Here is a 26,388-nt window from a genome sequence, read left to right as displayed (position 1 = left end):
GCCGCGCCGGGAGTTTCATAGGCGCAGCCGCGAGACTTGGGGCATGAGTCGCCCCGCCCTCCCCGCAGCCCGCATGATCGGCGTGGACATCGCGCGCTTCCTCGCGATCGTTGGCATGATCGCCGCGCACCTCGTGTCCATCGGCGGCATGCTCGCGGCACCCGGCAGTTTCGATGAGGTGGCCGGGGAGGTTGCCGACACGCTCACCGCGGGCATCGCGGCACCTCTCTTCGCGGTGCTGGGTGGCGTGAGCACCGTGTTTGCCACGCGAAAGCTGCTGCGCGCCGGCCGCGCGGGAGCCGCGATGGGGGCGGTCGCGGTGCGTGGTGTCCTCCTGATCCTGATCGGCCTCACACTCGGCATCATCGAAACCCCCGTCGCGATCGTGCTCGCCTACTACGGCCTCGCGATGCTGCTTATTGCTCCCCTCGTCGCCGCTCGGAGCTGGCTGCTCGGGCTCATCGCGCTCGTGCTCACCGCCGGCGGGGGCATCATGAATGCGGCCATCCGTGAAGCCAACCCCAGCTGGGGCGGCGCGGGCCAGGTGAACTTCGATTCGTTCGCGCAAGATCCATGGGCGGCGCTGCGCACTCTCCTGCTCACCGGCGAGTACCCCGCACTCACCTGGTGCGCGTATCTCCTCGTCGGCATGCTCATCGGGCGCCTGTTGACGGGCGCGGCCCAGCGCGGCGCACTCGGGCGCGCGGCAGCGCTCCTCACGACGGCCGGCGCCGCGCTCGCGGTCGTCGCACAGCTCGTCTCGAACGCCGTGGTGGCAACGCTCGGCGGCGTCTCCGATCCCGCGCTCGAAGGGTACCCCTCAGAGCTGCTCACCGAGTACGTGGCGCAATCGACCGGAGGTGCCCCGCTCTCCACGCAGCTCTGGGCGCAGTTCGTTGCGACACCCCACTCGGGATCGCTGATCGATATCCTCCGCACGGCAGGCATCGCCGCGGCGGTGATCGGCGTGCTCGTGCTCCTCTGCGATGTGCTGCGGACGCGAGGCGGCCGGGCAGCGAATGCGCCGGGACCGGTGCTCGGCACGCTCCGCGCCGCAGGGGCTGCTCCCCTCACGATCTACACGCTGCACATCATCGCCACGGGTGTGATCCTGGAACCCGCACTCATGAGCCCGGCGGCGTTCTCAGGCGAGGGTCTCGACTGGTGGGTCGCCGGTCTCAGCGGCTTTGGGCTGCAGCTCGCTGGGGTGCTGCTCATCGGTGCGGTGCTGGCGGCGCTTGGTCGACGCGGGCCGCTCGAGGCGCTCGTCTCCGGGGTCGTGAAGCTCGTCGTCCGGGAGGGCCGCACCACCCGAGTGTGACGCCGCTTTACCGCCGGGCTCGCGCTCCGCGCCCGCGCGGGGGAGCATGGGCGCATGACCGATGCCGACTGTTTCCGCTCCCCCAGCGTGGACCCCTCGGGCGTGCCCTTCACCGAGCTGACGCCCGCGCGGCTGCGCACCGAACGCACCAGCATCAAGTGGACGCGCTTCCCCGAGAATGTGTTGCCGCTCTTCGTCGCGGAGATGGACTTCGCGCTGGCGCCCGAGATCCGCGAGGCGCTCATCGCACGAGTCACCGCCTCGGACACCGGCTACCTCGACGGCCCGGGACCGCTCGCGCCCGCGTTCGCGGACTACGCCGCGCACGCGTGGGGCTGGGAGATCCCGCTCTCGCGCGTGTTCCTCGCCACGGATGTGGCGACCGGCGTGGTCGAGTCGCTGCGCGTCGAGGGCGAACTGCGCCGCAGGGCTGCCGCAGCGGGTGGGGCGTCCCCGAGCGGGCGGATCGTGGTCCCCACGCCCGTGTACCCCGGCTTCTTCGAGATGCTCGAGGAACTCCCCTACGAGATCGTCGAGGTGCCGCTCGTCGAGCACGGCGCAGCAGACGCCCACGCTCGGCCAGCGCATGAAAGCCCCGAGCTACGACTCGATCTCTCCGCGATCGAGCGAGAGTTCGTGGCGGGCGCCGATGCCTTCCTGCTGTGCAACCCGCACAACCCGCACGGGCTCGTGCATCGGGAAGAGGAGCTCGCCGAGCTCGCGCGTCTCGCCGCCGCGCACGATGTGTTCGTCGTGTCCGATGAAATTCACGCCCCGCTCACACACTCGGGCGAGATCTTCGTTCCGTTCGCCCCGCTCGCCGCGGCCGCTGGCGCCCTCTCGGTGACCGCGACGTCTGCGAGCAAGGGGTGGAACCTCGCGGGGGCGAAGTGCTCGGTCATCGTCGCTGCGGACGCGCGCGCCGAGGAGGCGCTGCAGCTCCTGCCACCCGAAACTGTCACGCGCGCGAGCATTCTCGGGCTGCACGCCGGGGTTGCCGCATTCACCTCCGGCCGCGACTGGCTCGCCCGCACGATCGCACAGGTCGAAGCGAACCAGGCGCTGCTCGCCGAGCTCGTGGCCGAGCAGTTGCCCGGCGTGCGCCTCACCCCCGGCCGGGCCGGCTACCTCGCCTGGCTCGACTTCCGCGAAACAGGGATTGGTGCCGACCCCTATGTGCGCATCCTGGGCGATGCCCGCGTCGCGCTCAACAACGGTGCCTTCTTCGGCGCGGGCGGGGCCGGGCACGTGCGCCTCAACCTTGCGTGCGCGCCAGACACCATTCGCGAAGCCATCGCGCGCATCGCGACACTGTTCCCCACGACGGAGGCATCGGCATGAGCACAACGCACGAGGCGGCCACTCCCATCACCGATTGGGACGGCTTCGATTTCGATACCCGGCAGGTGCACGCCGGGGCCTACCCGGATCGCAACTCGGGGCTGCGGGTGCCGCCCATCGCGCTCTCCGCCGGCTACGTGTTCGACAGCTTCGACGATCAGGTGGACCGCTTTGCCGGACGCGAGCTGTGGCGGGGCGGGATCGGGCTGACGCGCGGCACTGACCCCGATCCCGAGCTGTTCGATGGTCCCGGTGAGCCCGCGCCCATTTACTCCCGGCAGGGCAACCCCACGAACGCGGTGGCCGAGGATCGTCTCGCCTCGCTCGAGGGCGGCACCGCCGCGGTGGCCGTGTCAAGCGGGCAGGCGGCCATCTCCTCCGCACTCTTCGCCATCGCGCAGGCCGGCGATCACATCGTTTCGACCGCCTCGATCTACGGCGGCACCCGGATCCTGTTCGGGCGCAGCTTCAAGCGCTTCGGCATCGAGGTCGACTACGTGTGGGATGCCGCAGATGACGCCGAGTGGGATCGGGCCATCCGCCCGAACACGAAGGCGATCTACACCGAGACGATCCCCAATCCCCGCAACGACGTGACCGACCTGCGCCGCATCGCCGCAGTTGCTGCACGCCACAACTTGCCGCTCGTGGTCGACAACACGGTGGGCACGCCCGCGCTCATCCGGCCGTTCGAGCACGGCGCCAACATCGTTGTGCACTCCACAACGAAGTTCCTCACCGGGCACGGGGCCGCGGTGGGCGGCGCGATCGTTGACGGCGGCACCTTCGACTGGGAGGCCGCGGAGCGCGCCGGCCGCTCGTTTCCGCTCGTCACCGCTGCGCCGCGCGCCGGCCTGGCGTCCCTCTTCGATCGCTTCGGCGACCGCGCCTACGCGCGCGCGGTGCGCGAGGCCGTCGTGAACGATATCGGGCCCGCGCTCTCACCGTTCACTGGTTTCCTGCTGCACCAGGGAATGGAGACGCTGTCGCTGCGCATGGCGCGGCACGTCGATTCGTCGCTCGAGATCGCGGCGTGGTTGGAAGCGCAGCCCGAGGTTGAGTCGGTCGACTACGCGGGCCTGCCGTCGAATCCGCTGCACGATATTGCGCAGCGGGACTACGCCGGCCGCACGGGCTCGGTGTTTGGCGTGACGGTGCGAGACGGGCTCGCAGGTGCACGCGCGTTCGTCGATGGGCTGCGTGTGTTCTCCCGGATGACCGGTATCGGCGATACACGCTCGATGATCATCCATCCGCTGAGCTCAACGCACGCGACGTTTGCGCCCGAGCTGAACGAGCGGCTCGGGATCACCCCAGGCCTGCTCCGTCTCTCCGTCGGGCTCGAATCGGTGGCCGATCTGAAGCGCGATCTGCGCGGCGGCCTCGACCGCCTGAACTCCCTGCGCGGGTAGTCGACCGACGCGGGAGGGCATTGCGCGCTTCCGCACGCCCCGCCCTCCCGCGGGATACCTACGCTGCGGCCTGGGCCGCGCTCGACTCCGTTCTGACTTCTGGGACACGACGGGTCAGCCGCACACACGCCACCGCCGCGAGACAGAGCACTGCGGTGTACGCAACCACGAGGCCCGGATTTCCGCCACCGGCGGCGAGCAACAGCGGCACGACGATCGGCGTCAGCGCGCCTGAGGTCAACGCGGCCGCCTGATAGCTCAGGGAGACACCGGTGTAGCGAACTTGAATCGGGAAGAGCCGGTACAGAATGTGCGGCATCGGCCCGTAGTTAAAAGCCGTGCACGCCGCAACAATCACGCACATGCCAATGATGAGCACTGGAGAGCCGCTGTGGGTCGACAGGAAGAGCGGATAGGCGATCACCGCGATCCCGATCAATCCAATCGTCGCGACAAATTGTGGTGACATCTTGTCACCGAGCCAACCGGCCACTGGCATCAACAGCACCTCAGCGATCGCACCAATGGTCAGCGCATTGAGCAAGAGCTCCGTGCTCACTCCAGCCTCGTCCGCACCATAGGCCAGGAAGAATGATGAAGTGACGTAGTAGCCACCCGTCGCGACGAGCATCACCCCCGCACCGAGCAGCACGAGCTTTCGATGTTTGGTGAAGACGTCTTTCACGGGTGTCAGAGAGATCTGTCCCGTCTGCTTGGCCACTTGGAACTCCGGCGACTCCTGGACCGTGGAGCGCACGATGAGCGCGACGATCACCAATACTGCGGAGAACAGGAAGGGGAGGCGCCACCACCCCTCAAGCAACCCACCCATGCGTTCTGCGATCAGGAAGATCAGCGAGGAGAACAGTGCGCCCACAGACGAGCCCATTTGCGTGAAGGAGCCCATGAAAGTACGACGCCCCTCTGGCGCATGCTCAACAGAGAGCATTGCCGCCCCGCCCCACTCACCACCGACAGCCACGCCCTGCAGGAACCGAAGCGTCACCAGAAGCACCGGTGCGAGCGCTCCGACTGACGCGTAGGTGGGAAGCAAGCCCATGCAGAAGGTCGCAGTACCCATCAGCAGCAAGGTGACAACCAGGGTGCGCTTGCGCCCGATCTTGTCGCCCAGGCTTCCAAACAGCAGTGCCCCAACTGGGCGGCCGAGGTACCCGAACGAAGTGGTCCCGAATGCAACAACAAAGCCCACGACGGGCGGAAGTGAAGGGTCGAAAAACACCTCACGAAACACAAGAGCGGCGGCCGTTGCATAGATGAAGAAGTCGTACCACTCGATCGAGGTTCCAACGAGCGCGGCAGCCGCCGCACGCTTCGGAGTGCGCCGAAATTCGGCGGGGGCAGCCTCAGCCGAGGCCGTTCCAGATGACGTCATTGTCAGTGCTCCGTTTCCTTGTGTTTTACTGCGTGCGAGCGGCGCCGATGCGGCCGCCCATCATCGACACGAGTTCATATGCGCAGTTCGCTGCCGCAACTGCGGTGACGCTCGCGTGGTCGTACGCCGGGGCGACTTCCACAACATCTGCGCCAACGAGGTTCGCGTCTCTCAGCCCACGCAAGAGCTCAAGGAGCTCTCTGCTCGTCAAGCCACCCGCCTCAGGCGTACCGGTCCCCGGCGCATGTGCGGGATCGAGGACATCAATGTCGATCGAGACGTAGAGCGGGGCGTCTCCGACGCGAGCTCTCACCCGGTCGAGGATCTCGAGAAATGGAGTGGTCTGGAATTCTCGCGCATGCACAATGGTGAAGCCGAGCTCCTCGTCATCGCGCAGATCGTCGGCGCTGTAGAGCGACCCGCGGATCCCAACGTGCGCCGACCGCTCTTTGATAAGCAGCCCCTCCTCGATCGCCACCCGGAAGGGGGTGCCGTGGGTAATTGGGGTATCAAAGTACGGCCCCCACGTGTCAAGGTGCGCATCGAAGTGCACGAGCGCCATCGGGCCGTGCTCGCGGTGCAGCGCTCGCAGAGAGGCGAGTGCAATCGTGTGGTCGCCACCCAGCACCACAACGGGCCGTTGCCCAGCCGCGAGTTCTGAGATACCGGCTTCAATCTCGGCGAGTGCTGTCGGAATGCTAAACGGATTGCAGTCAATATCGCCTGCGTCAACAACCTGCGCATGGGTGAACGGCGCAACGTCGAGCGCTGGGTTGTATGGCTTCAGGAGACGAGATGCCTCACGGATCGCCCCTGGGCCGAACCGGGCCCCCGGACGAAAAGTCACCCCCGAGTCGAAGGGAACACCAACGACAGCCACATCATGTGTGGGGACATCGTCCACGCGCGGAAGCCGCGCGAAAGTGGTGAACCCTGCATATCGCGGCGACACCTGTCCGTCGATCGGCGGGACGGGAATGGAGTGATCCATGTGAATATTCCTCTCTGAATGTACTGGCACCCGAGCCACCAATTATGGAAGCCAACAAAGGAAATTCGCGAAAACTCAGAGATGTGACCACCTTGCCACGATTCACTTAGATGAACATACAATCGATGCATGCACGAGATCCCTGACGTGACAATTGCTGACATCGCACGCGATGAGCTGCTTCCCATCACGATCATCACGCTCGCAGGCAAGGACGCCACCTCCCCGGTCACGTGGGTGCACACCACGGAACGCGCCGACCCCCGACCCCACCTCCGCGCAAATGAACTCATCTGCACCCTCGGAAGTGCCCTGGTTCACCCAGGGGCCGCCGGGGAGTTCGTGGGCGCTCTCGCAGCAAGCAAGGTTGCTGGGGTGGTGCTCGGGCTCGGCGAAGTGCACTTGTCCACGCCACCTTCGCTGATCGCTGCGTGCGAGGAGCACGGACTCCCGTTGCTCGCGATTCCGCACGATGTGCCATTCCGCGCGGTCGACGAGGCCATCTCACGGCGACGCGGCCAGATTGAAGACGAAGCTCGAAAGCGCGAGGTCGCGGCACTCACCGCACTCACCTCACTTGCGAGAGAGGGAGCCTCGGCGCAGCAAATGCTCGCGAGTGCGGGCAATGCCCTCGGTGGAACGCTGCAGAGCTCCGAGCCAACACTGGGCTCCCCTGAGGTGCAATGGGACGGGCCCGGCCTCCCACCCTCGGCTGAGTTTCTCCAACAGTTTGCTGCACTCCTCGATCTTGCCCAGCTGGAACGAACTCGGGGACGCGCTGAGCAGCACGCACGGCTGGGGCAACTCATCGAACTTGTTTCCCGTGGCCTTGCGCATCCCGCAGCGCTCGCACCTGAACTGACTGCACGTGGCCTTTCCGAAACTGCACTCCAAGTCTCATTGTGGCCAGCGGGCAGCGCGAGCACATTGGAGTCTCGATGGGACAGTGTGCTCGTGGGAGCATTTGAGCACTCCGTGGTGATGTTGTCTGCTCCACTCGAACGTGAGGCTCTGCACGCGCTCGGACTCGTCTGCGGATTCAGCGCGACAATTGACCTCCCGAATCTGCGACGTGGCGTGAACGAAGCCAAGTCAGCCTTCACGCTCTCACGGAATCGAGGAAGCGTTGCAGGCCCCCTCGATCTCGTGTCACTCGATGCTTTGCTCGAGCAGCAACCAGCCGACGCACTCGCGCCTTTTATTGAGGCGCTCATTGCACCGCTGATTGATAGCGATGGCGAGCAGAAAGGAGACCTCGTGAAGACACTCGAGGTGTTCATCGCGAACGATCGCCGCATCCAGGAGACCGCGAATCAGCTCTTCGTTCACGTCAACACGGTTCGCCACAGGCTCACGCGGGTGAGAGACCTGACGCTGCGGGATCCACTCACATTTGCTGGGCTCGCTGACCTCAGGATCGCACTCTGGGCATACGATCGTCGTCGGCTGATCGCTCACCGGCTGACTCGACCGCTCTAGGGTTGCACACACCCCTGCGCGGAGGGGTGGGCCAGCCGGAGCACGGGCAAGAGGGCCGGGGCGGGGATGGCAGGGCCGGTGGGCCGGCGCCGGACTACGCCGTTTGGGCGAGCGCCTCCCGTGCCGCCGCCACGGCCTCCGGGGTGGCGGCGTAGCCGTGCTCGGGCCCCGGGAACACCGAACCCCGCACCTCTGCCGCATACGCCGCGATCGCAGCCGTCGTGTCCGCACCGATCGTGCCGTACGACTTCACGAACTTCGCGGTGTGCCCCTCGGTGACGCCCAGCAGGTCGTGCAGCACGAGCACCTGGCCATCAGCGGGGCCGGCTCCAATGCCGATCAGTGGAATCGACACGGCCTCCCGCAGCACCTCCGTGATCTCGGACGGCACCGCCTCCACGACCAGGCAACACGCGCCCGCCGCGGCCACGCCGATCGCCTCGCGCACGAGTCGCGCAGCGCTCTCCGTCGTGCGACCCTGCGCGCGCAGCCCGCCGAGCGCCGTCGCGGTCTGCGGCGTCAGACCGATGTGCCCCACCACGGGGATGCCGGCCGCAACGATCGCGCGAATCCTGCTCAGCCGTTCGGGGCTGCCGCCCTCCAGCTTCACGGCGTCGGCGCCAGCCTCCTTCACGAAGCGGATCGCGGTCGCCACCGCCTGCTCATCCGACAGCTCGGTCGTGCCGAACGCGACGTCGCACACCACAAACGCAGTGTCCGTGCCGCGGCGCACCGCTCCCGCGAGCACGAGCAGCTCATCGGTGGTGATCGCGACGGTCGAGTCGTGGCCGAGCACCACCTGCGCGCCCGAATCGCCAACGAGCACCATGTCGACGCCGGCCCGCTCGGCGGCGCGCGCGCCCGGGTAGTCGTACGCGGTCACCATGACGATGGGCTCGCCCGCTGCGCGCATCTGCTGCAGGCGGGGAATCGTGATCTTGGTCATGTCGTCATTCCTTCGTGTCCGGAGCCGGCCCGGCAGGCGCAAGCTCCACGTTGTCGATGAGGCGCACGTCCCCCACGCGCGCCGCGATGGCGCAGAGCACGGGCCCGGCCACCTCGCGCACGGGGGTGAGATCGTCCGGGGTCACAAACGCGAGGTACTCCGGGCGGATACCGGCCGCCTCAAGCATCGCATCGGCGTCACGCGCAAGCACCGCCACCCGGCGCTCCCCGGTGGCCACAGCAGCTTCGACCGCCGCGAGCGCGCGCGGGATCGCACGCGCCTGATCCCGCTCCGCTTCCGAGAGCCGTACGTTGCGACTCGAGCGGGCGAGCCCATCCTCGTCGCGTGAGGTGGGGCAGGCGACGATGCGCGTGGGGATACCCAGGTCGGTCACCATGCGTCGCACAACCAGCAGCTGCTGTGCATCCTTCTGACCGAAGTACGCTGCGTCCGCGCGCACGGCGAGCAGCAGTTTCGACACCACGGTTGCCACACCGTCGAAGTGCGCGGCGCCCCGCTTCGCCCCCTCGAGCGTTTCCGTGAGCGGACCCGAGAGGTGCACGGTCGTGGCGAACCCGGCCGGGTACAGCTCAGCCGCCTCAGGCGCAAAGATCAGGTCGACACCCGCCCCCTCGGCAAGTGCCGCGTCGGCGCCCTCCTGCCGCGGGTACCCGTCGAGATCGGCCGCCTCGGTGAACTGCGTGGGGTTCACAAAGATGGACAGCACCACCACGTCGTTTTCGGCGCGGCCCGCTCGCACGAGCGACAGGTGCCCCTCGTGCAGCGCGCCCATCGTGGGCACGAATCCCACGCGGCGCTCACCCGCCGCAGCGCGCGCGTCGAGTTCGGCCCGGAGCTCGGGAATGGTGCGGACGATCCTCATCGGGTCTCCTCGGTGGGGTTCGGTGCGGGATCAGCGCTGTCGCGCCGCCCCGCAAGGGCACGCGTGGTCTCCGCAAGTGCGTCAAACAGCGCGAGTTCTTTGGGCAGCCGCTCCGCGACCGCGGCACGCTGCCGGGCGACCGTCACCTCGTCGCCGCGGGCGATTGGCCCGGTCAGCGCGTCAGCAGCGCCGTGTCGCGCCCAGTTCTCAAGCGCCACGCGCGCAAGCGGCGCCAGTGCCTCGCGCGGGACGCCGGCGGTCGCCGCGAGTCGTTCCGCGGTCCACTCGAGCGCCACGAGCGCGTTCGCGGCAAGGGACGCGGCGGCGTGATAGGCGGCGCGATCCGCATCGGCCACGCGAAACGTGCGCAGTCCCAGGGCCTTCGCGAGGCGCGCGGCATGATCCCGTGCCCGCTCACTCGTGCCGTCAAGCGCCGCGTGCGCACCGGCGAACACGGTTTCCGGCCCGGTCACGCTGAGCAGCGGGTGCAGGCTCAAACCCTCGTGCGGGGCGAGCACATCGAGCCCGGTGATCCCGGAGAGGTGCGCAACAATCGGGCCGGGCAAGATCGCCGCCGCCGCATCCGCGATCGCCGAATCAGGCACTGCGAGCAGCACAACATCCGCGCCTGCGCCAGTCGCGCCCCGCCCCAGCGGGGCAGACACACTCAGATCGGGATCGGCGCTGAGCGCAGCACTCAGTGCCGCGCCCATGCGGCCAGCCCCCACGATCTGAATCCGCATGCGGTTCGCTACAGCTCGAGCCCGTACAGGTTCGGTTCGGGAACCAGGATGATGCCGAACTCCTGCTGCACGCGCTGCACGATGAAACGCCCGAGCTCAGCAACGTCGGCGGCCGTCGCCGCACCGCGGTTCGTGATGGCGAGCGTGTGCTTCGAGGAGATCGCGGCGCCGGAACCCGGCAGGCGGAAGCCCCTGGGCACCCCGGCGTGCTCGATCAGCCACGCGGCGGACAGCTTCACCATGCGCTCGGGTGCCGCCTGCTGCGGCGCGATCGACGCTCCCGCCGCGAGGTCTTCGAGGCTCACCACCGTGTCCTCGGGCTCGGCGTCGCCGACCGGGAAGCGCGGGGCGTTCTCCGGCAGCGTGCGCGCGAAGCGCTCCGTGACAATCGGGTTCGTGAAGAAGGATCCCGAGCTCCAGGAGTCGTGATCAGCCTCGTTCAGCACCATGCCCTTTGCGGCGCGCAGGCGCAGCACGGAGTCACGCAGCACGCGGATCGGCACGTGCGCGCCAAGCTCCACCCCGAGTGCCGTGGCAAGCTGCCCGTAGCGCACGGGAGCCTCGGCGGCCGCGGTGTCCGCCGGGTCGCTGGCCGCGGCACCGTGCCGGCCACGTGACGCCCCGGCGCGCGTGAGCACCAGGTCGATCGACAGGACGACGCCCTCGAGCCCCTGCTTGATCACGGAGTCCCGGTACCCCAGCTCCAGCTCGGCGGCGCTCAGCGTGCGAGGCGTCGCCGATCCCGCATCGAGAAACTCGATCGAGTGCAGTACGTCGGAAAGCTCCTGGCCGTACGCCCCGATGTTCTGCACGGGGGCGGCCCCCGCGAGTCCCGGGATGCCCGAGAGCGCTTCAATGCCGGCCCAGCCGCGCGACACGGCGGTCTCGACGAGCCCATCCCAGTCTTCGCCCGCGGCGACGCGAATGCGCAGCTGCGATGCGGGCAGATCGGGATCGGGGACTTCCGCGATGCCGCGCGTGCGCACGAGCAGCACGGGGCCGGGGAAGCCGTCGTCGTGCACCACGGTGTTCGAGCCGCCGCCGAGCAGCAGCCACGGCTCGCCCTCGCGGCGGAGCTCGCGCGCGTGCGCAATCAGCTCGTCACGAGTCGTCGCGGTGAGCAGGCGTTCGGCCGGCCCGCCCACGCGCATGGTGGTGAGCTCGGCGAGGCGGGTGCCATCGCCGAGCGTGGCGACCGGGTGCTCGCCGGCAGCGGTCACGCGAATGCCGCCACGAGCTGAGCTTTGCCCAGCACGGTTGCGCCGTCGAATACGACCTTGAGGTCAATGCGCGCGGTGCGGGCCTCGGCGTCGATCGCACCGATGGTCGCGGTGACCGTCACGGCTGCGCCGATCTCCGCGTCGACCGGAACCGGGCGGGTGAAGCGTGACTGGAAGTCCTGTACCCAGCCGGCAGCGCCGAGCCAGTCTGCGGCAACCGCGCCAGCGGAGCCCATGGTCAGCATGCCGTGGGCGAGCACGCCCGGCAGCCCCACCGACACTGCGATGTCGTCGCGATAGTGGATCGGGTTGAAGTCGCCCGAGGCGCCGGCGTAGCGCACCAGCCGGTCGCGGGTGAGTGTCAGCTCGCGCTCCGCGACGACGTCGCCGACGGTGAGCTGCTCGAACACGGGTGCGGCGCTCATGCGGCGGTCCCCTCTCCCGCGGCTGCGGCTTCGTCGGGCTCGGGCGCACGCACCACGAGCGTCGAGATCGCGGTGACGACGTGCTCGCCGGCGGCGTCGGTCATGGCGCTCGAGGCGGTGACCATTGAGTGGCCGCCGAGCTGCTTGACCGCCGCGATCGTGAGGGTGGCGGTGAGCTCATCGCCCGCAACGACGGGGCGCGAGTATGTGAAGCGCTGGTCGCCGTGCACCACGCGTGAGAAGTCGACTCCCGCTTCGGGGTCGGCGAGCAGCTGCGCAAGCGTCGCTTCCTGGACCACCACGGGGAAGGTGGGCGGTGCGACGATGTCTGCGTGCCCGGCTTCGCGAGCGGCCGCGGGGTCGAAGTGGACCGGGGACTCGCTCAGCACGGCGCGTGCGAACTCGCGGATCTTCTCGCGGCCCACGAGGTACGGCGCTGTCGGCGGGTAGACCCGCCCTTGAATTTCAGGATTCACCACCCCGCCAGTGTACCGAATCGTGTCCGGCTTGGCGGGGTGGTGTCCGATGAGGTGACTTACTTCTTGCCGCCGAGCAGGCCGCCGAGGAGATCGCCCAGGCCGCCGCCCGAGCTCTGCTGCTGACCACCGCCGAGCAGACCGCCGAGCAGATCACCCAGGCCGCCGCCCGATGCCTGCGCGTTCTGCTGCTGGCCGCCACCGACGAGGCCGCCGAGCAGGTTGCCGAGCACGCCGCCGAGTCCGCCCTGGTCGTTCGATGCCGCGACGGTGCCCTGCTGGCCGCCCACCTTGCCCGCGAGGAACTGCATCACGAGGGGCGCGAGCAAGGGGAGCAGCTGGGGCACGAGGCTCGCGATCGCATTGTCACCGGCCTGCTGGCCGAGCGCCTGCGCAACTTCGTCCTTCTTATCTCCCAGCACGTGCTTGACGATCTTCTCGCCATCGGCGGTGTCGATCGCACCGAGGTCAACGGTGCCCTCGGTCGGCTGGTGCTTCTCGAGCGCGCTCTCGAGCTTTGCTGCGCCCTCGGCGTCGGTGGCGTTGACCGCCATGCCGCCAATGAGGCCGGGAAGTGCCTGCTGCACTGCGGCACCAATGGTGTCCTGGTCGACGCCAAACTTGGCGGCCAGTTCACCGAGCGGGATGTTCTTGAGCAGGGATTCGAGATCGGCGTTCTGAGCCATGAGTGTCTCCGTCTGTTCGATGTGGGAGGGGTGCGGCGACGCAGCCGCGCCCCCACACGCCTTCAGCGTACTGGCTGTGCGTGCCGTGTGGAATACCCCAGAATCGAATGCCTCCGTGGGAGTGCCGTTCCCGACGCGCGACACGCGGCACTTATCGGCTTCAGCAACGGATCCCCGAAAGGTTTGTGTCTTATATCCAAGGAAGCGGGGGCCCACTCCAATAGGCTGGAGCCCATGTCCCGCATTCGTAAAGTGCTGATCGCCAACCGTGGCGAGATCGCCGTCCGCATCATCCGTGCCGCCGCTGACAGTGGCATCGCATCCGTCGCCGTCTACGCAGACCAGGATCGCGACGCCATGCACGCGCAGCTGGCCGACGAGGCGTACGCGCTGAACGGCGCGACGAGTGCCGAGACCTACCTGGTGATCGACAAGATCCTCGGTGTTGCTCGCCGCTCGGGCGCCGACGCCGTACACCCAGGCTACGGCTTCCTCGCCGAGAACGCTGACTTCGCGCGCGCCGTGATCGCAGCCGGCCTCACCTGGATCGGCCCGAGCCCCGACGCCATCGAGCGCCTGGGCGACAAGGTGTCCGCGCGCCACGTTGCCGAAAAGGTGGGCGCGCCGCTCGCCGCTGGCACGAGCGATCCCGTGCAGAACGCCGACGAGGTCATTGCGTTCGCCGACGAGGTGGGCCTGCCCATCGCGATCAAGGCGGCGTTTGGCGGCGGCGGCCGGGGCCTGAAGGTCGCGTACAAGCGCGAGGAGATCGCCGAGCTCTTCGAGTCCGCCACCCGCGAGGCCGTTGCCGCGTTCGGTCGCGGCGAGTGCTTCGTCGAGAAGTACCTCGAGAAGCCGCGCCACGTCGAGACGCAGTGCCTCGCCGACAGCCACGGCAACGTGGTGGTCGTGTCGACGCGCGACTGCTCGCTGCAGCGCCGCCACCAGAAACTTGTTGAGGAGGCGCCCGCGCCGTTCCTCACCGACGAGCAGAACGAGAAGCTCGTCTCCTCCTCGAAGGCCATCCTCAAGGAGGTCGGCTACGTGGGTGCGGGCACCTGCGAGTTCCTCGTCGCGAAGGATGGCACGGTGTCGTTCCTCGAGGTGAACACCCGCCTCCAGGTCGAGCACCCGGTGTCCGAAGAGGTCACGGGCATCGACCTCGTTCGCGAGCAGTTCCGCATCGCAGAGGGCGGCGAGATCGATTACGACGATCCCACCCCGCACGGCCACTCCTTCGAGTTCCGGCTGAACGGCGAGGATCCGGGCAACGGCTTCCTGCCCGCTCCCGGCCCGGTCACCCTGTTCAAGCCCGCCTCGGGTCCCGGCGTTCGCGTCGACACGGGCGTCACCTCGGGAGATGTTGTCTCTGGCGCGTTCGACTCGATGCTCGGCAAGCTCATCGTCACGGGCGCAACCCGCGAGGAGGCGCTCGAGCGTTCGCGCCGGGCGCTCGCTGAGTTCGAGGTGCAGGGGCTCCCGACCGTGCTGCCGTTCCACCGCAAGATCGTCAGCGATCCGGCGTTCACCGCACCGGACGGCAAGTTCGGCGTGTACACGCTGTGGATCGAGACCGAGTTCGAGAACGACATCGAGCCGTGGGAGGGCGAGGTTCCCCCGATCGCGCAGGATCCGAAGCGCCACACCGTGGTCGTCGAGGTGGAGGGCCGCCGCGTCGAGGTGACCATGCCTGCAACGCTGCTGCCGCTCGTGGATCAGGATGTCACGCGAGGCCCGGCCCCGAAGCGTGCGAAGGGCGCGGGCGTGGCCACTGCGGCCGGCACTGGCGTCTCCGCTCCGATGCAGGCCACCGTCGTGAAGATTGCGGTCGAGGAGGGCCAGACGGTCGCCGAGGGCGATCTCGTGGTGGTGCTCGAGGCGATGAAGATGGAGCAGTCGATCTACGCGCACCGCTCGGGCGTCGTCACCGGCGTGGATGCCCCGGTGGGGCAGACGGTGCCGAGCGGCCACATGCTGCTCTCAATCGTCGACGCCGAGTAGCCACCGGCCACCGGCCACCGGCCACCGGCCACCGGCCACCGGCCACCGGCCACCGGCCACCGGGAGGGTAGCTTCCCCACCGCAGGGCAGGTTTCCACCGGGTTTTACCTACCCCGGTGCAGGAAACCTGCCCTGCGCGCTTTTGGGCGCTGGGTGTGACGAGCGTTGGGGCGCGGGGCGCGTGTCCGCTCGGCCTAGAACACCCAGCTGGCGCCCGCCGCAACCGGCCACGCCCACGCCGCAGCCGCACGCGCAACCACCTCCGGCGCACCGGCCACGAGCCCCGCCTGCGCCAGCGCAGCGAGCGAGGTGGACCCCAGGTGGGCCGCGCCGAGCTCGCGAATGTCGAGCGTCAGCTCCGCGGCAGCATCGGTGCGGGTCACTTCGGCGTGCTCGAACGCATTCGCCACGACGCGCCACCGCCCAGCGTTTTCGGGAATGTGCCCGTCCGTCACGTCGAGCACCACGTCGATCGGCGCGGCGTAGCGCCGCTCGGCAAGCGCGCGCTGCACATCAATGATGCGCACCCACTGCAGGTCTTCCGTCGTGGGCGCTGCCGCGCGCGCATTCACGAGCAGGCTCAGCACGGGATCATCGATCGGGATCGGCCCCGCGCTCACCCGCGCCATCAGGTCGAGGTCGAGCAGCACGGACCACAGGCGGTGCGTTGCCGCCGCATCAAGCCCCACGCAGTCGCGCAGCTGAACGGTGCCGTCGGGCACGTTGCGCTGCCAGTCGCCCTTCCGCCGGAATCGTGCGTAGCCGCGCGCCTCCCCCGACGCGTCGCGCACGATCAGCAGGCGCTGCGCCTCAAGCCCGCCACGCAGCGCCGGCGCGTCCTGATCGACATACCGACGCAGCTCGGGGGTCTCCCAGGTCACCCAACCGGGCCGCCCGACCCCCGCAGGTTGCGCAGCGTAGCCCGCGTGCAGCGCCGCGACCTCCGGCCCGTCGCGATCCGGATCCCACTCGCGCAATTCGACCGTCAGCTCAGCGCTCCCCGGCACCTCGCGCAGCTGCGCGCCGCGCGGCACCGTGAGAGACACTTGCGCACTCGCCTGCCCGTAGCCGAAGCGCCCGTAGATCGCAGCTTCGGCCGCGTTGAGCCCGGAGATCGCCTCGCCGCGGGCGCGGCAGTCCGCGAAGTGATGCCGCATGAAGCCGCTGAGAATCCCGCGCCGACGCCAGCCAGGATGCACCCCTACCCAGGTGAGCCAGGCGCCCGCAACGCGCGCGCCCGGCACAGGGAACTGCGCAAGCGAGTACGCGCCATACATCGCTGCAAGCTCTCCATCGCCCGTTTCGACCGCCCAGGTCCGCCCCCACGGAATCGGTGTGGCGAGCGGAAGCAGGTCGCTCACCGCCACATCGGTGGGGAACGCCCACGCGTCAAGCCGGAGTACTTCTTCGAGCCGGTCAGGGGTCGTCAGTTCGACGAGCTGGGTACCTAGGGGAAGCCGCATACCCCTCAGTATTGCCGAAACTACGCACTTTCGAACGGGTCTGAACAGGCGCGGTTCGAAAAGCGGAACGGCGTGCCGTACACTTCTGAGCAACAGTGAAGTTTCTATAGTTGGACAAGGGCGTCAAATAATGGCACAGACCACGGCACCTCCCGTGAGCACCCCGAAGGAGCGACGCAAAGTCGTCGCCGCTTCGATCATCGGCACCACCATCGAGTGGTACGACTTCTTCATCTACGCGTTCGCGGCGAACCTCGTGCTCGCGAAGCTGTTCTTCGAGCCCGCCGGGCCGGGGATGATGCAGATCCTGTCCCTCGTGACGATCGGCCTCTCGTTCCTCTTCCGCCCGCTCGGCGCGTTCCTCGCCGGCCACTTCGGCGACCGCCTCGGCCGCCAGCCCATGCTCGTCATCACGCTGATGCTCATGGGCGTCGCGACGGTGGGCATCGGTCTGCTTCCCACGTACCAGTCGATTGGGATCGCGGCTCCCATCCTGCTCATCCTCTTCCGCATCCTGCAGGGCCTTTCCGCGGGCGGCGAGTGGGGCGGCGCCGTGCTCATGTCCGTTGAGCACGCCCCGAGGGGCAAGCGCGGCCTGTTCGGCATCTTCCCGCAGCTCGGCGTGCCCTTCGGCATGCTGCTCGCATCCGCCGTGCTCGCGCTCATGCGCGTGATCGCACCCGGCGACGCGTTTGAGGCGTGGGGCTGGCGTGTGCCGTTCCTGTTCTCCGTGGTGCTTATCATCGTGGGCTTTGTCATCCGTCGCACCGTCGACGAGTCGCCCGTTTTCGCCGAGATCGCCGAGTCGAAGCAGCAGGAGTCTGCCCCGATCGTGCAGATCTTCAAGCAGCACTTCCCCCTCGTCATTCTGAGCGCGCTGCTCTTCGCCGGCAACAACGCCGTGGGCTACATGCTCACCGGCGGCTACGTGCAGGGCCTTGCCTCGCGCCCGGAGGCGGACGGCGGCCTCGGCTACGACCCGGTACAGGTGCAGCTCGCGGTGCTGACCGCAGCAATCGTGTGGGCTATCTTCACGTACCTCTCCGGCCCGCTCTCCGACCGCTTCGGCCGCAAGCCGATCATGGCGATCGGCTGGGTGGTGCAGGCCGCGGGCGTGATCCCACTCTTCCAGTTCGTGTTCAACGGCGGCGTCGGCGGCGTGCTCCTCGGCACGTGCCTGCTCGCGGTGGGCCTGGGCCTCACCTACGGCCCGGCAGCGGTGTGGTTCGCTGAGACGTTCCCCGCATCCATTCGCTACTCGGGCATCTCGATCAGCTACGCGCTCGGCGGCGTGATCGGTGGCGCGTTTGCGCCCACCATCGCGCAGCTGCTGCTCCAGTCGTTCGGCAGCACCTGGGCAATCGTCGTGTACCTCCTGATCATGACGAGCCTCGGCATGCTCGCAACGATCCTGCTTCGCGACCGCAGCAACATTCCGCTCGACCTCGAGTTCGAGCGAAGCGGTCAGTGGAAGACCTGGACCCCGGCGGGCCGAAAGTAGAGAACCCGCGCACGCGGCGGCGACCGGTTCCTCACGGTGAGGAACCGGTCGCCGTGGCATTTCACCGGAATACCCCGACCGCACGAAACGTTGCACTCGGTATGACTTCATCGCCGCTGCTTTCAATTCTGGATCTCGCAACGGTTGAGGCGGACGGCAGCATTGCTGACGCGTTCGCGCACTCCGCAGATGTCGCACGGCTTGCTGAGGCGAGTGGCTACGAGCGCATCTGGTACGCCGAGCACCACAACATGCCGTCCATCGCATCCAGCGCAACCGCGGTGCTCATCGCGCACATCGCGGCGCAGACGAGCACCATCGGGCTCGGCGCGGGTGGCGTCATGCTGCCCAACCATTCGCCGCTCGTCGTGGCGGAGCAGTTCGGCACGCTTGCCGAGCTGCACCCCGGCCGCATTCACCTCGGGCTCGGCCGCGCTCCCGGCACCGACGGGGCAACCTTCCGCGCGCTCCGCCGCACGCACGCCGCGGCCGAGAGCTTCCCCGCGGATGTGGTCGAGCTGCAGCGCTACCTCTCCGACGAGCTGCCGCGCACCGCGGTCAACGCGTACCCCGGCCGAGGAACCAACGTGCCGCTCACGATCCTTGGCTCGTCGCTCTTCGGCGCCCAGCTCGCCGCCCAGCTCGGACTCCCCTACTCCTTCGCATCGCACTTTGCGCCGCAGCTCCTCACCACCGCCGTGCAGCACTATCGCGCGAACTACACGCCGAGCGCGGCTCACCCCGAGCCGTATGTCAGCGCAGGCATCAACGTGGTAGCGGCGGAGAGCGACGCGGAAGCCGAGGCGCTCTTCGCCCGAACCGAGCTGCACCGGGTCCGCACCTTCCTGTCGCGCGGCCGAGAGGTTCCGCTCACGCTCGACGAGGCCGGACAGCTCATCGATACTCCCGCTGGACGCGAGATCCGCGGGATGCTCCAGTACACCGCGGTGGGCGGCGCCGAACGCGTACGCGAGGAGCTCGCGCAATTCGCGAAGTTCGCCGACGTCGACGAGCTCGTCACCGTGCACGCTGCCCCGACACGGGCCGAACAGCTTGCCTCGGTGCGCATCGCTGCGCCAACCGCCGCGTAGCGTTCCTCCAGGGCCGCGCCGCATCTGCCGCATCTGCCGCGCGGCGCGAAAACGCCGCGGCGGGGATCCCAAGCTGCTGCTGAGATCCCCGCCGCCGGCGCCTGACTATTCGCTCAGCGAGCCGCCAAATTCGCTCTCCGCCGCACGGCGTCGCCCGTAGATGAGCACCCCGCCCGCGATGAGCAGCGCGCCGCCGGCCGCGCCGATCATTGGCCAGCCAAGCCCGAAACCCGTCTCCGCGAGCGAGCCGCCCGGCTTCGGGCTCACCGGAGGCTTCGGATCCTTCGGGTCAACCGGAGGCTTCGGGTCTACTCCGCCCGTCGCGCGGTAGGTGTAGGTGACCACGGTCGGGTCCTTCGCAACAACGCCCTGCGGAGAGCCGTCCACCTTCACAAATTCGTACCCGTCGAAGGCGAGTTGCTTGGTGACGTACGCGCTTCCCACCGCTCCCGACTGCACGATCGGGCTGCGCAGCTCGACGCCCGTGTCGGTGACGTACTTCGCAACCACAGTTCCTGTCTCAGCGGGCGGGGCCCCCTTCTTCGCGTAGTGGTACGTGACCGTCTGCGGATCCGATGCGTACTCACCCGTCGGCGCACCGTCGACACGGACGAAATCGTAGCCGTCAAAGCTCTTCTGCTCCGTCTCGTACGCGCTACCGACGGGCCCGGTGAGGGGCACGTCCTCGATCAGCGGGTTGCCCTTCGCGTCGAGGTAGCGAACCGTCACCGTCCCATCTGGGACCGGTACGTCCTTCCACTGCGCGTAGAGGCGCAAGTTTCCGGTAGGGATGGTCACATCGCCTGAGGCGTATGCGTCCCCACTCCCATCGGCTTCCGTGTTCCATCCGTCGAAGATCTTGCCCGTGGGCACGGTCGTCGGCGCCGCCTCGAGCGGGATCTCGGTGCCGACAGGGCCCAACTGCCAGATGCGCGTCACATCGTCCCGCTGCACGATGCGCTGCTTGCACTGCGCTGGGTCAAAGGCCGCTTCCGTTTCGTCAGGCCAATCGCCACCGTTCGGATCGAAGCGAACGAAGGCCTGCTGGAGCGCCCCGGCATCCTCATCAACGTCAAAGCCGCGCTGATCGGTGGTGATTCCTGCAGCCGCCGCGCCAACGTTGTCCGCGAGCCCCACGAGGTACGTATCGTCAGCTGGGCGGATCATGATCGTGCCGGGAACCTGCGCGAAGTCACCGTTCGGATCGCCGGCCTGAACACTGCTCCCGTTCGCACCGGCAGTCGGCGTGTCCGTTCCGAGGATGGCCTCACGGTTGATGACGGTCAGGTCGATGGCCATGCCGTTGTCCACGCCAATATTGGTCTCTGTGCTCAGCGCCAGGAAGTCTTCGCCGTCGTCCGCAGGATTCGCGGCTCGGGGCGGATACTCGAGTTCAAGGTCATCTTGCGTCAGTTCCGGGAGCTCGGGGTGCTCCCCAACAGTGTCCGGCGCTTCAGTACCCTGCAACGTCTCGATGCCCGCTCGCGCCGAGACCTGACGATACGAGTTTGTTGCCGGCGAGCTCCCGTTCTTGGCGAGCACGTCGTTCCCAACAAACAGGTTGTGCGACATCACGATGGGCTGCGTCGGGAGGTAATTTGTGTCGCCGTAGGCGGAGACGGCGCCTCCGCGCTGTAGCCCGAGCAGCACGTTTCCGGCCTCAGCGATGTTGTTCACAAACGTGTTGTGGAGCAGCGTGAGCGGCGTACCGAACGCTTCGATCGCTCCGCCACCACTCGTGTCGTCATAGTTGGTCTGGAGACCCTGGGATCGGTTCCCCAGGAACGTGCTGTTCTCGATGTGCGCGGAGGAACCGTTTCCTGACTGGAGCAGCAGCGCGCCGCCTTCGTCACCCGCGACGTTGTTCGTGAACGTCGAACCGGAGATGACCGTCTTGCCCGTCTGGGGGCCGGTGATTGGTCGTTCCGACACCGCGATGGCGCCGCCATCGTTCAGGCTGTTGTTGTTGGCTGCGATCGGCACGGTGTTCGACTCGAACACGCTGTCACGAACGGTAAGCACACCGTCCATCTGGTGGAAGGCAATCGCGCCTCCGCGCGTGGTTGAGAGGTTCTCCGAGAACACCGACCGTTCGACCGTGAGGTCCGTCTTGCCGGTCAGACGAAGTGCACCGCCCGCGTAGCCCAGACCAGTGCCGGAATTCTTGTGAAACGTTGACTGGGAGATTGTCGCTACGACTCCGCTGGGCATACCAATCGCTGCGCTTGATCCCGCTCTGTTTCCGAGAAAGCTACTCGTGCTCACGTCGAGGCGAGTCACCCCGCTCAGGGCCAAGCCGTTCGAACCATCGATCCCCGCGAAGGTGGCGTTCGTCACCGTCACGTCACTCACATTGGAGATGCCGAGCCCACCACCAGTGACACCACCTGGATCACCCGCAGGCTCTGCGTCGTTCGGACCTTGGAAGGTGAGTCCCTCGACCGCAACGGTGACTCCCGCTGCCCCCGTGAAGTTCATGTGGCGCCCGGCGGCGCCATCCGCCATCGTGACGGTGGTGTCTGCTCCCGCTAGCGTGAGCTGCACGCCCGCAGGGATCGCCGTTGTGAGCGTGGTCGCAACCGGCGCAAAGTCAGGCGCAAGGGTGACTGTGGCAGGTCCGGCGCTCAAACCCTGTACCGCTGTCTGCAGCTCCCCCGCTGAATGTACCGTCATATCCGCCGCGAACGCGGGCGGTGCGAGGGCGAATGACCCCAAGATCACCGCAGCACCAAGCCCCCCAGCAAGTCCAGACTTCCATCGTGTGTGCTTCACTGCGCCCTCGTCATTTCGCCCCGATTTCCGCTCCGAACCCCTCGCAGCGACCCCGCCATCTCAGGCGTACCGGATGGCTGGCCATCTCGGCCAACTCTCGCCGCTCAGATATGACTTCGTCAAGTGTTTTCCGAAAAGCACCCTTGACAGTCCTGAGAGAGGGAACTTGAATGTGGGGAACTTGTTGTGATGGTGGGGCAGCGTGGGAGGGCGTGTGGCTGAGGAGACACCGGCGCAGAGGAGCGCAGCGCCGCTGCAGCATGCTGCCGAACTGTTGATCTGCGCCTACCGCGCACTCTGCCGTCATCCACAGGGATGCGGCTCAGAAGAGCAATCTCTCGGAGGATGCCCCGCGTGCAGCGCCATCGCGGAAGTGCGCGACATGGTCCGCGTCTTCGCGTCTTCCGTGTACGAGTCTACGGCGCTCTGCGCACACTTCGAACGAGAGCTCATCGAGCTCCGGAACGCGTACCCACCCCGCACCGCCGCATAGCGGTTTTGGACGTGCAGGGCCTCCCGGCTTCGCGACGGAATCCGTGGAGACCCAGCCCGGCACCTACATATATGCAGATCACGCCGGGGGGGAAATTGGGGATCACGGCGCGGCTTCGGTGTCAGGCCTTGCACTGGCAAACTAACTCCGGCAGGACTCAAAGTCAACCCACAGGCGGCGAGCCCTGAGATGCACTCACAAGGCACACCGCTGTGGCCAACCGGGGATGGGGGATGGGGGTTCGGTTGACCACAACAGCGTGCCAGTTTTGCCTACTCCGTCGATTCGAAGACTCCACCAGCAGTGAGAAGCCACAAAAGACAGGACTGCCGTCTTGTCTCTCCCTTTCATCAGCCACTGAGTCCGAGGACGGGTCTCCTTGGCACGACGTGTAGCTCTCAGCATCAACAGTAAGACGCCCGCACGGGCCTTTCTAGCGACTAGGTGCTGCTCCGACCAGAGTGGAGTGGTTGCGGCCCAGAGGTGAGTGCTTTCGGCAGTCGGTCAAGTGCGCAGAACGAGCAGCATGACACGTCACGTATGAAAATCATTGGATGGCAGATTCAGTCTTCCCCACCCCTGGGCTCGGTCACGCGGCCGGAAACTGACTTTGCACTCACCGCACGCTCCCGAAGATCGGCGAGAGATCGAGGTTCCTCGGTGGGTCGCAGCACCCCTGAACGCAGGTCACGCGGGACGTAACTGAACTCACCGCCGCCACGCCCGCCCCAGCGAACCGTGGCGTGCGCTGTGCCGCCCGTGCCACCCTTCGGCGCAGCAAAACGCACCTCGGAGATCTCAGAGATCGGAATCCGCCTCTGGCGCCAGCCGACGAGCAACGCATCACCGTCGTCACGCACCACCGGGGTGTAGCCGAGCGGCTGGATCCCAATCCCGAAAGCGGCGACGAGGCAAATGAGCGCGAGGAGGACCGGGCCTGAGGCAAGACCGGTGATGGCACCACGCGCGAACCCACTGATCATCGCCGTGCCTGCGCCGAGCACACAGAGCAACGCCAAGACTCGGGGCACAAGCACAAACGCCATCCGCGAGATGCGTTGGTGCGAAGACTGTGTCGTTGTGTCCATTTGTCCCCTAAGCTGCCGCTGGCCGTCGACCCCCACGCGTCGTCCATCCAATGTATCCGCCTGCAAGAACAACAGCCCCACCAAGCGCGAGGCTCCACCACGGGAACCCAGGCACATCAGAAGCCGATCCCGCTGCAATTCGATCCGGATCCGGAGTGGGCAGTACGCGTTCTCCTGTCACCAGGATCCGATGAGTATTCACACCGAGCGGTGTGCAAGTGATGAGCGTCACCAGGTCCTCCCCCGCTTCCTGATGCAACGTCTCAGTCTGGTCGGGCTCGACGACGAGCACATCACGCACGCGGTAGGTGGCAACCTCGCCGAAGGTCTCCAGCGTGAACGTATCCCCAGCCTTCACACGGTCGAGATCGGTAAACATCCGCGAGCTCGCCAACCCCCGGTGGCCTGTGATGACCGACCGAGTGCTCTCGCCGCCAACGGGCAACGAGGTGCCCTCAAGGTGCCCGAGTCCGCGAAGCAGCGTCTCTTCATCAGTGCCATGGAAGATCGGAAGGTCGAGGTCGATTGTTGGGATGCGCAGGCGCGCCATCACCCCGCTCGGGGTGACGAGCTGTTGCCGGTAGGCGCCACCTTCGCCTGTTGTCTCACCCGCACCAACGGCTACATTTGCTCCCGCCGCGACGAGGGCGCCGGAAGAAAGTGCCTCGTTGTATCGCTGAGCATCTCGCACCTGTGTTGCCGCATCGGGGTTGGCGTCTGCGACTTCTCGGTCGTACACGCCAATCAGCGACGACTGATTCTTCTGCGAGAACCAGGCCGCTGTGCTCGGGTACAGCATGACGCTGACGCCAAGCAGCCAACATGCTACGGTGACCCAGGTCATCGCGCCCGGCCGGCGCCGCCGCAATGCGGTGTCGGCCGGGCGGCGGTCCTCTTTTCGCGGAGCGCTGCGCGCGCCGTCGAACCCAGCAGGGGAATCCGGACTCGGTGCGGCGTGTCGACTCATGTGCACTCCTTCGAGAAGAGGTGAGGTCGAAGCGCGAGGGGCGTGGGGGACGCTTGCCTCGCGCTTCAACCAGGGAAGGCGCGAACGCGCCGCTTTGTGTTACGCCTCGCTGCGCTGGCGGCGGCGTGCGATCAGCACGGAGCCCACCGCGACGCCGGCGAGCGCCAGCCCGCCCGCGATCATCAGGGTCTGGCCGGCCGCGCCCGTCAGGGGCAGCTCGGGCACGCCCTGCTGGCGGTTGGGGATCTCATTGCTGACGGGAACGGTGGTGACCTCACCCGGGGCAACAATGACCTGGGTCTTGGCGTCGTCTCCCTTCGGAAGGACGAACCCATTGGGCGCAGCGATCTCCTCGAGCACATAGCAGCGCTCAGTGAGACCGTTGTTCATCGTGCCACCCTTCAGCTCGTCATCACCAATCCAGAGGCCAGGGATCACAATCGAACCGTCAGCGCCCGAAGTTGCAACCAGTTCGCTGCCATCGGTGCCGTTGACAGCGACAAGATCAGTATCGAGGCGGCAGTCCGAGGCTTTCTGGCTCATCCACACACGGAATTTCGCGCCGGCGAGGCCGGTACCGGTGGCGTCGGCGTCGACCTTCTTCATCTTTACCTGACCCCAGCGGGTCCAAACCTGCTCGGTGGGGGTACCGGGGTTGCCGTCGCCATCCAGGTCCAGGTCGTTCACGTTGACGAGCCCCTGGTTGGCGATCTCACCGTTTCCCAGTGCCGTCACGGTGGCGTTGAAATCGACCTGCACAATGTCTCCCGCGACAAGCGTCGCCAGGGCGCCAGTCAGCTGAACGGTCAGCGTCGACTGAACGGGCGAACCTGAGGTGGTCCACTCAGTGGTGTAGTCGCCCGCCGCGAGCGGGGTGCCGTTCACGGAAACAATAGGCGCCTTCGAACCGGTCAGACGTGCGTCGAGCGTATCCGTGATGGTGAATTTCGTGTACGTGTCACCCGTCACCGCAGGAGCCTGCTGCGAAATCGAGTAGCTGACCTCCGAGCCGAGCACGTAGCCGTTGACCGGCTGGTCCTGGATCGTCTTGTGCGGCTTGTCGCCCACATCGTTCTTCGGGTACAGATTGACGTCGTACACCCAGGTGCCGTCGCCCTCGCCCTGATTAATACCAGGGGTCGGGATGGTCACGATGAACGGCTCGGACTTCTTCGTCACGCTCGCGGGAGCAGACTTCTCACGCACGACATATGCACCGAGAGGCATGCGCCCACTCTGCGCAATACCGCCGACGGTTGCGGGCAGTTCGGTGCACCCCGAGAGCGTGTGCGAGCCGAGCGAGGTTCCCGTGCGGGCCCCAACCAGCTGCGCCTCGGTAACCGCGCGGACGGTGTCCCAGCCCACATTGGTGCCGTCGAAGAGGTCGATGCCTGTGATCGTGCAGTACTCGAAGACGACGCCATCGATGGGGGCGGACGAGGGGGCGGTGCCCGTGCCGTCCGGATTCATCGTGCCGCCGCCTGGATTCTCGAACTTATGCACGGTGAGCGAGCCGTCGGCGGTGGTGTCGATGTTCTCCGCGTACGCGGCCGAACCACCGGCGAACAACCCCAGCGCACCCACGGCGAGTGCCGCTGTGGCTGCGAGCCCGCGGCGCAGGGCCCGGGGAGCAGTGTTCTGAGACATGGGTATTCCTTTCTGAGCTACCGATGTTCGGCAGGTTGGGATCGCGCTG

21 protein-coding genes are annotated in these 26,388 nt (G+C 67.3%); 7 read left to right on the top strand and 14 right to left on the bottom strand.

The window, feature by feature from the left end; translation table 11 throughout:
- The first annotated feature begins 43 nt into the window (after window positions 1-43).
- From ACR81A_RS01790 to ACR81A_RS01780, 3 genes are read left to right on the top strand one after another with little or no spacing between them, the layout of a single operon-like run.
- Entirely contained in the window at window positions 44-1,321 is a 1,278-nt protein-coding gene (locus ACR81A_RS01790; RefSeq protein ID WP_440312390.1) for a heparan-alpha-glucosaminide N-acetyltransferase domain-containing protein, read from the top strand.
- A gap of 54 nt (window positions 1,322-1,375) precedes the next feature.
- Window positions 1,376-2,662: a MalY/PatB family protein gene (locus ACR81A_RS01785; RefSeq protein ID WP_202382376.1), complete on the top strand. Its 1,287-nt coding sequence runs from the start codon at window positions 1,376-1,378 to the stop codon at window positions 2,660-2,662.
- The gene (locus ACR81A_RS01780; RefSeq protein ID WP_440312389.1) at window positions 2,659-4,074 is read left to right on the top strand and encodes an O-acetylhomoserine aminocarboxypropyltransferase/cysteine synthase family protein; all 1,416 of its coding nucleotides are present in this window, start codon (window positions 2,659-2,661) and stop codon (window positions 4,072-4,074) included. The genes ACR81A_RS01785 and ACR81A_RS01780 overlap by 4 nt, the downstream gene beginning before the upstream one ends.
- Window positions 4,075-4,132: 58 nt before the next feature.
- On the opposite strand, the gene ACR81A_RS01775 is transcribed toward ACR81A_RS01780, so the two are convergent.
- Together ACR81A_RS01775 and speB are read right to left on the bottom strand one after the other, a co-directional pair.
- On the bottom strand, window positions 4,133-5,467 hold the full coding sequence (locus ACR81A_RS01775; protein WP_440312388.1) for an MFS transporter: 1,335 nt from the start codon (window positions 5,465-5,467) through the stop codon (window positions 4,133-4,135).
- A 25-nt stretch (window positions 5,468-5,492) separates the two neighbouring features.
- A complete protein-coding gene (gene speB, locus ACR81A_RS01770; RefSeq protein ID WP_202382379.1) occupies window positions 5,493-6,458 on the bottom strand; it encodes an agmatinase in 966 nt (321 codons plus the stop codon).
- Window positions 6,459-6,587: 129 nt separating this feature from the next.
- Here speB and ACR81A_RS01765 point away from each other — a divergent pair, with 129 nt between their 5' ends.
- Window positions 6,588-7,937, top strand: a complete 1,350-nt coding sequence (locus ACR81A_RS01765) for a PucR family transcriptional regulator (protein ID WP_440312387.1) — start codon at window positions 6,588-6,590, stop codon at window positions 7,935-7,937.
- Window positions 7,938-8,031: 94 nt separating this feature from the next.
- Here the strand turns inward: ACR81A_RS01765 and panB are convergent, their stop codons facing one another.
- From panB to ACR81A_RS01730, 7 genes are all read right to left on the bottom strand, one after another.
- A complete protein-coding gene (gene panB / locus ACR81A_RS01760; RefSeq protein ID WP_440312386.1) occupies window positions 8,032-8,883 on the bottom strand; it encodes a 3-methyl-2-oxobutanoate hydroxymethyltransferase in 852 nt (283 codons plus the stop codon).
- A 4-nt stretch (window positions 8,884-8,887) separates the two neighbouring features.
- On the bottom strand, window positions 8,888-9,766 hold the full coding sequence (panC, locus tag ACR81A_RS01755) for a pantoate--beta-alanine ligase (RefSeq protein WP_440312385.1): 879 nt from the start codon (window positions 9,764-9,766) through the stop codon (window positions 8,888-8,890).
- The gene (locus tag ACR81A_RS01750; protein WP_440312384.1) at window positions 9,763-10,509 is read right to left on the bottom strand and encodes a DUF2520 domain-containing protein; all 747 of its coding nucleotides are present in this window, start codon (window positions 10,507-10,509) and stop codon (window positions 9,763-9,765) included. Before ACR81A_RS01750 ends, panC begins: the two co-directional genes overlap by 4 nt.
- Window positions 10,510-10,517: 8 nt before the next feature.
- Window positions 10,518-11,660, bottom strand: coding sequence for a UDP-N-acetylmuramate dehydrogenase (locus ACR81A_RS01745; RefSeq protein ID WP_202382606.1), 1,143 nt, complete (start codon window positions 11,658-11,660; stop codon window positions 10,518-10,520).
- Between the two features lie 65 nt (window positions 11,661-11,725).
- Entirely contained in the window at window positions 11,726-12,154 is a 429-nt protein-coding gene (locus ACR81A_RS01740; RefSeq protein ID WP_202382384.1) for a MaoC/PaaZ C-terminal domain-containing protein, read from the bottom strand.
- On the bottom strand, window positions 12,151-12,633 hold the full coding sequence (locus ACR81A_RS01735; RefSeq protein ID WP_337248966.1) for a MaoC family dehydratase N-terminal domain-containing protein: 483 nt from the start codon (window positions 12,631-12,633) through the stop codon (window positions 12,151-12,153). Before ACR81A_RS01735 ends, ACR81A_RS01740 begins: the two co-directional genes overlap by 4 nt.
- A 56-nt stretch (window positions 12,634-12,689) precedes the next feature.
- Window positions 12,690-13,316: a DUF937 domain-containing protein gene (locus ACR81A_RS01730; protein WP_202382385.1), complete on the bottom strand. Its 627-nt coding sequence runs from the start codon at window positions 13,314-13,316 to the stop codon at window positions 12,690-12,692.
- A 234-nt stretch (window positions 13,317-13,550) separates the two neighbouring features.
- Here ACR81A_RS01730 and ACR81A_RS01725 point away from each other — a divergent pair, with 234 nt between their 5' ends.
- The gene (locus tag ACR81A_RS01725; protein ID WP_440312383.1) at window positions 13,551-15,317 is read left to right on the top strand and encodes an acetyl/propionyl/methylcrotonyl-CoA carboxylase subunit alpha; all 1,767 of its coding nucleotides are present in this window, start codon (window positions 13,551-13,553) and stop codon (window positions 15,315-15,317) included.
- A 194-nt stretch (window positions 15,318-15,511) separates the two neighbouring features.
- Here the strand turns inward: ACR81A_RS01725 and ACR81A_RS01720 are convergent, their stop codons facing one another.
- On the bottom strand, window positions 15,512-16,780 hold the full coding sequence (locus ACR81A_RS01720) for a GNAT family N-acetyltransferase (RefSeq protein WP_202382387.1): 1,269 nt from the start codon (window positions 16,778-16,780) through the stop codon (window positions 15,512-15,514).
- A gap of 130 nt (window positions 16,781-16,910) precedes the next feature.
- Between ACR81A_RS01720 and ACR81A_RS01715 the strand changes: the two genes are divergently transcribed.
- Window positions 16,911-18,281 carry an MFS transporter gene (locus ACR81A_RS01715; protein WP_440312382.1) on the top strand — a complete coding sequence of 457 codons (1,371 nt, stop codon included), beginning with the start codon at window positions 16,911-16,913 and terminating at the stop codon, window positions 18,279-18,281.
- Window positions 18,282-18,382: 101 nt separating this feature from the next.
- The gene (locus tag ACR81A_RS01710; RefSeq protein ID WP_202382389.1) at window positions 18,383-19,372 is read left to right on the top strand and encodes an LLM class flavin-dependent oxidoreductase; all 990 of its coding nucleotides are present in this window, start codon (window positions 18,383-18,385) and stop codon (window positions 19,370-19,372) included.
- A 105-nt stretch (window positions 19,373-19,477) separates the two neighbouring features.
- Here ACR81A_RS01710 and ACR81A_RS01705 read toward each other — a convergent pair whose 3' ends face one another.
- The 4 genes from ACR81A_RS01705 to ACR81A_RS01690 form a co-directional block, all read right to left on the bottom strand.
- Window positions 19,478-22,144, bottom strand: coding sequence for a MucBP domain-containing protein (locus ACR81A_RS01705; RefSeq protein WP_440312381.1), 2,667 nt, complete (start codon window positions 22,142-22,144; stop codon window positions 19,478-19,480).
- 1,056 nt (window positions 22,145-23,200) lie between these two features.
- Window positions 23,201-23,725, bottom strand: a complete 525-nt coding sequence (locus ACR81A_RS01700; RefSeq protein ID WP_440312380.1) for a hypothetical protein — start codon at window positions 23,723-23,725, stop codon at window positions 23,201-23,203.
- Between the two features lie 7 nt (window positions 23,726-23,732).
- The gene (locus ACR81A_RS01695) at window positions 23,733-24,692 is read right to left on the bottom strand and encodes a class C sortase (RefSeq protein ID WP_440312379.1); all 960 of its coding nucleotides are present in this window, start codon (window positions 24,690-24,692) and stop codon (window positions 23,733-23,735) included.
- Between the two features lie 99 nt (window positions 24,693-24,791).
- Window positions 24,792-26,339 carry a SpaH/EbpB family LPXTG-anchored major pilin gene (locus ACR81A_RS01690; protein ID WP_440312378.1) on the bottom strand — a complete coding sequence of 516 codons (1,548 nt, stop codon included), beginning with the start codon at window positions 26,337-26,339 and terminating at the stop codon, window positions 24,792-24,794.
- Window positions 26,340-26,388 lie beyond the last annotated feature (49 nt).

The organism is Leucobacter chromiireducens (assembly GCF_051993095.1).
In the GTDB taxonomy this organism is placed as follows: domain Bacteria; phylum Actinomycetota; class Actinomycetes; order Actinomycetales; family Microbacteriaceae; genus Leucobacter; species Leucobacter chromiireducens.
This window is presented reverse-complemented; position numbering and strand designations above follow the sequence as displayed.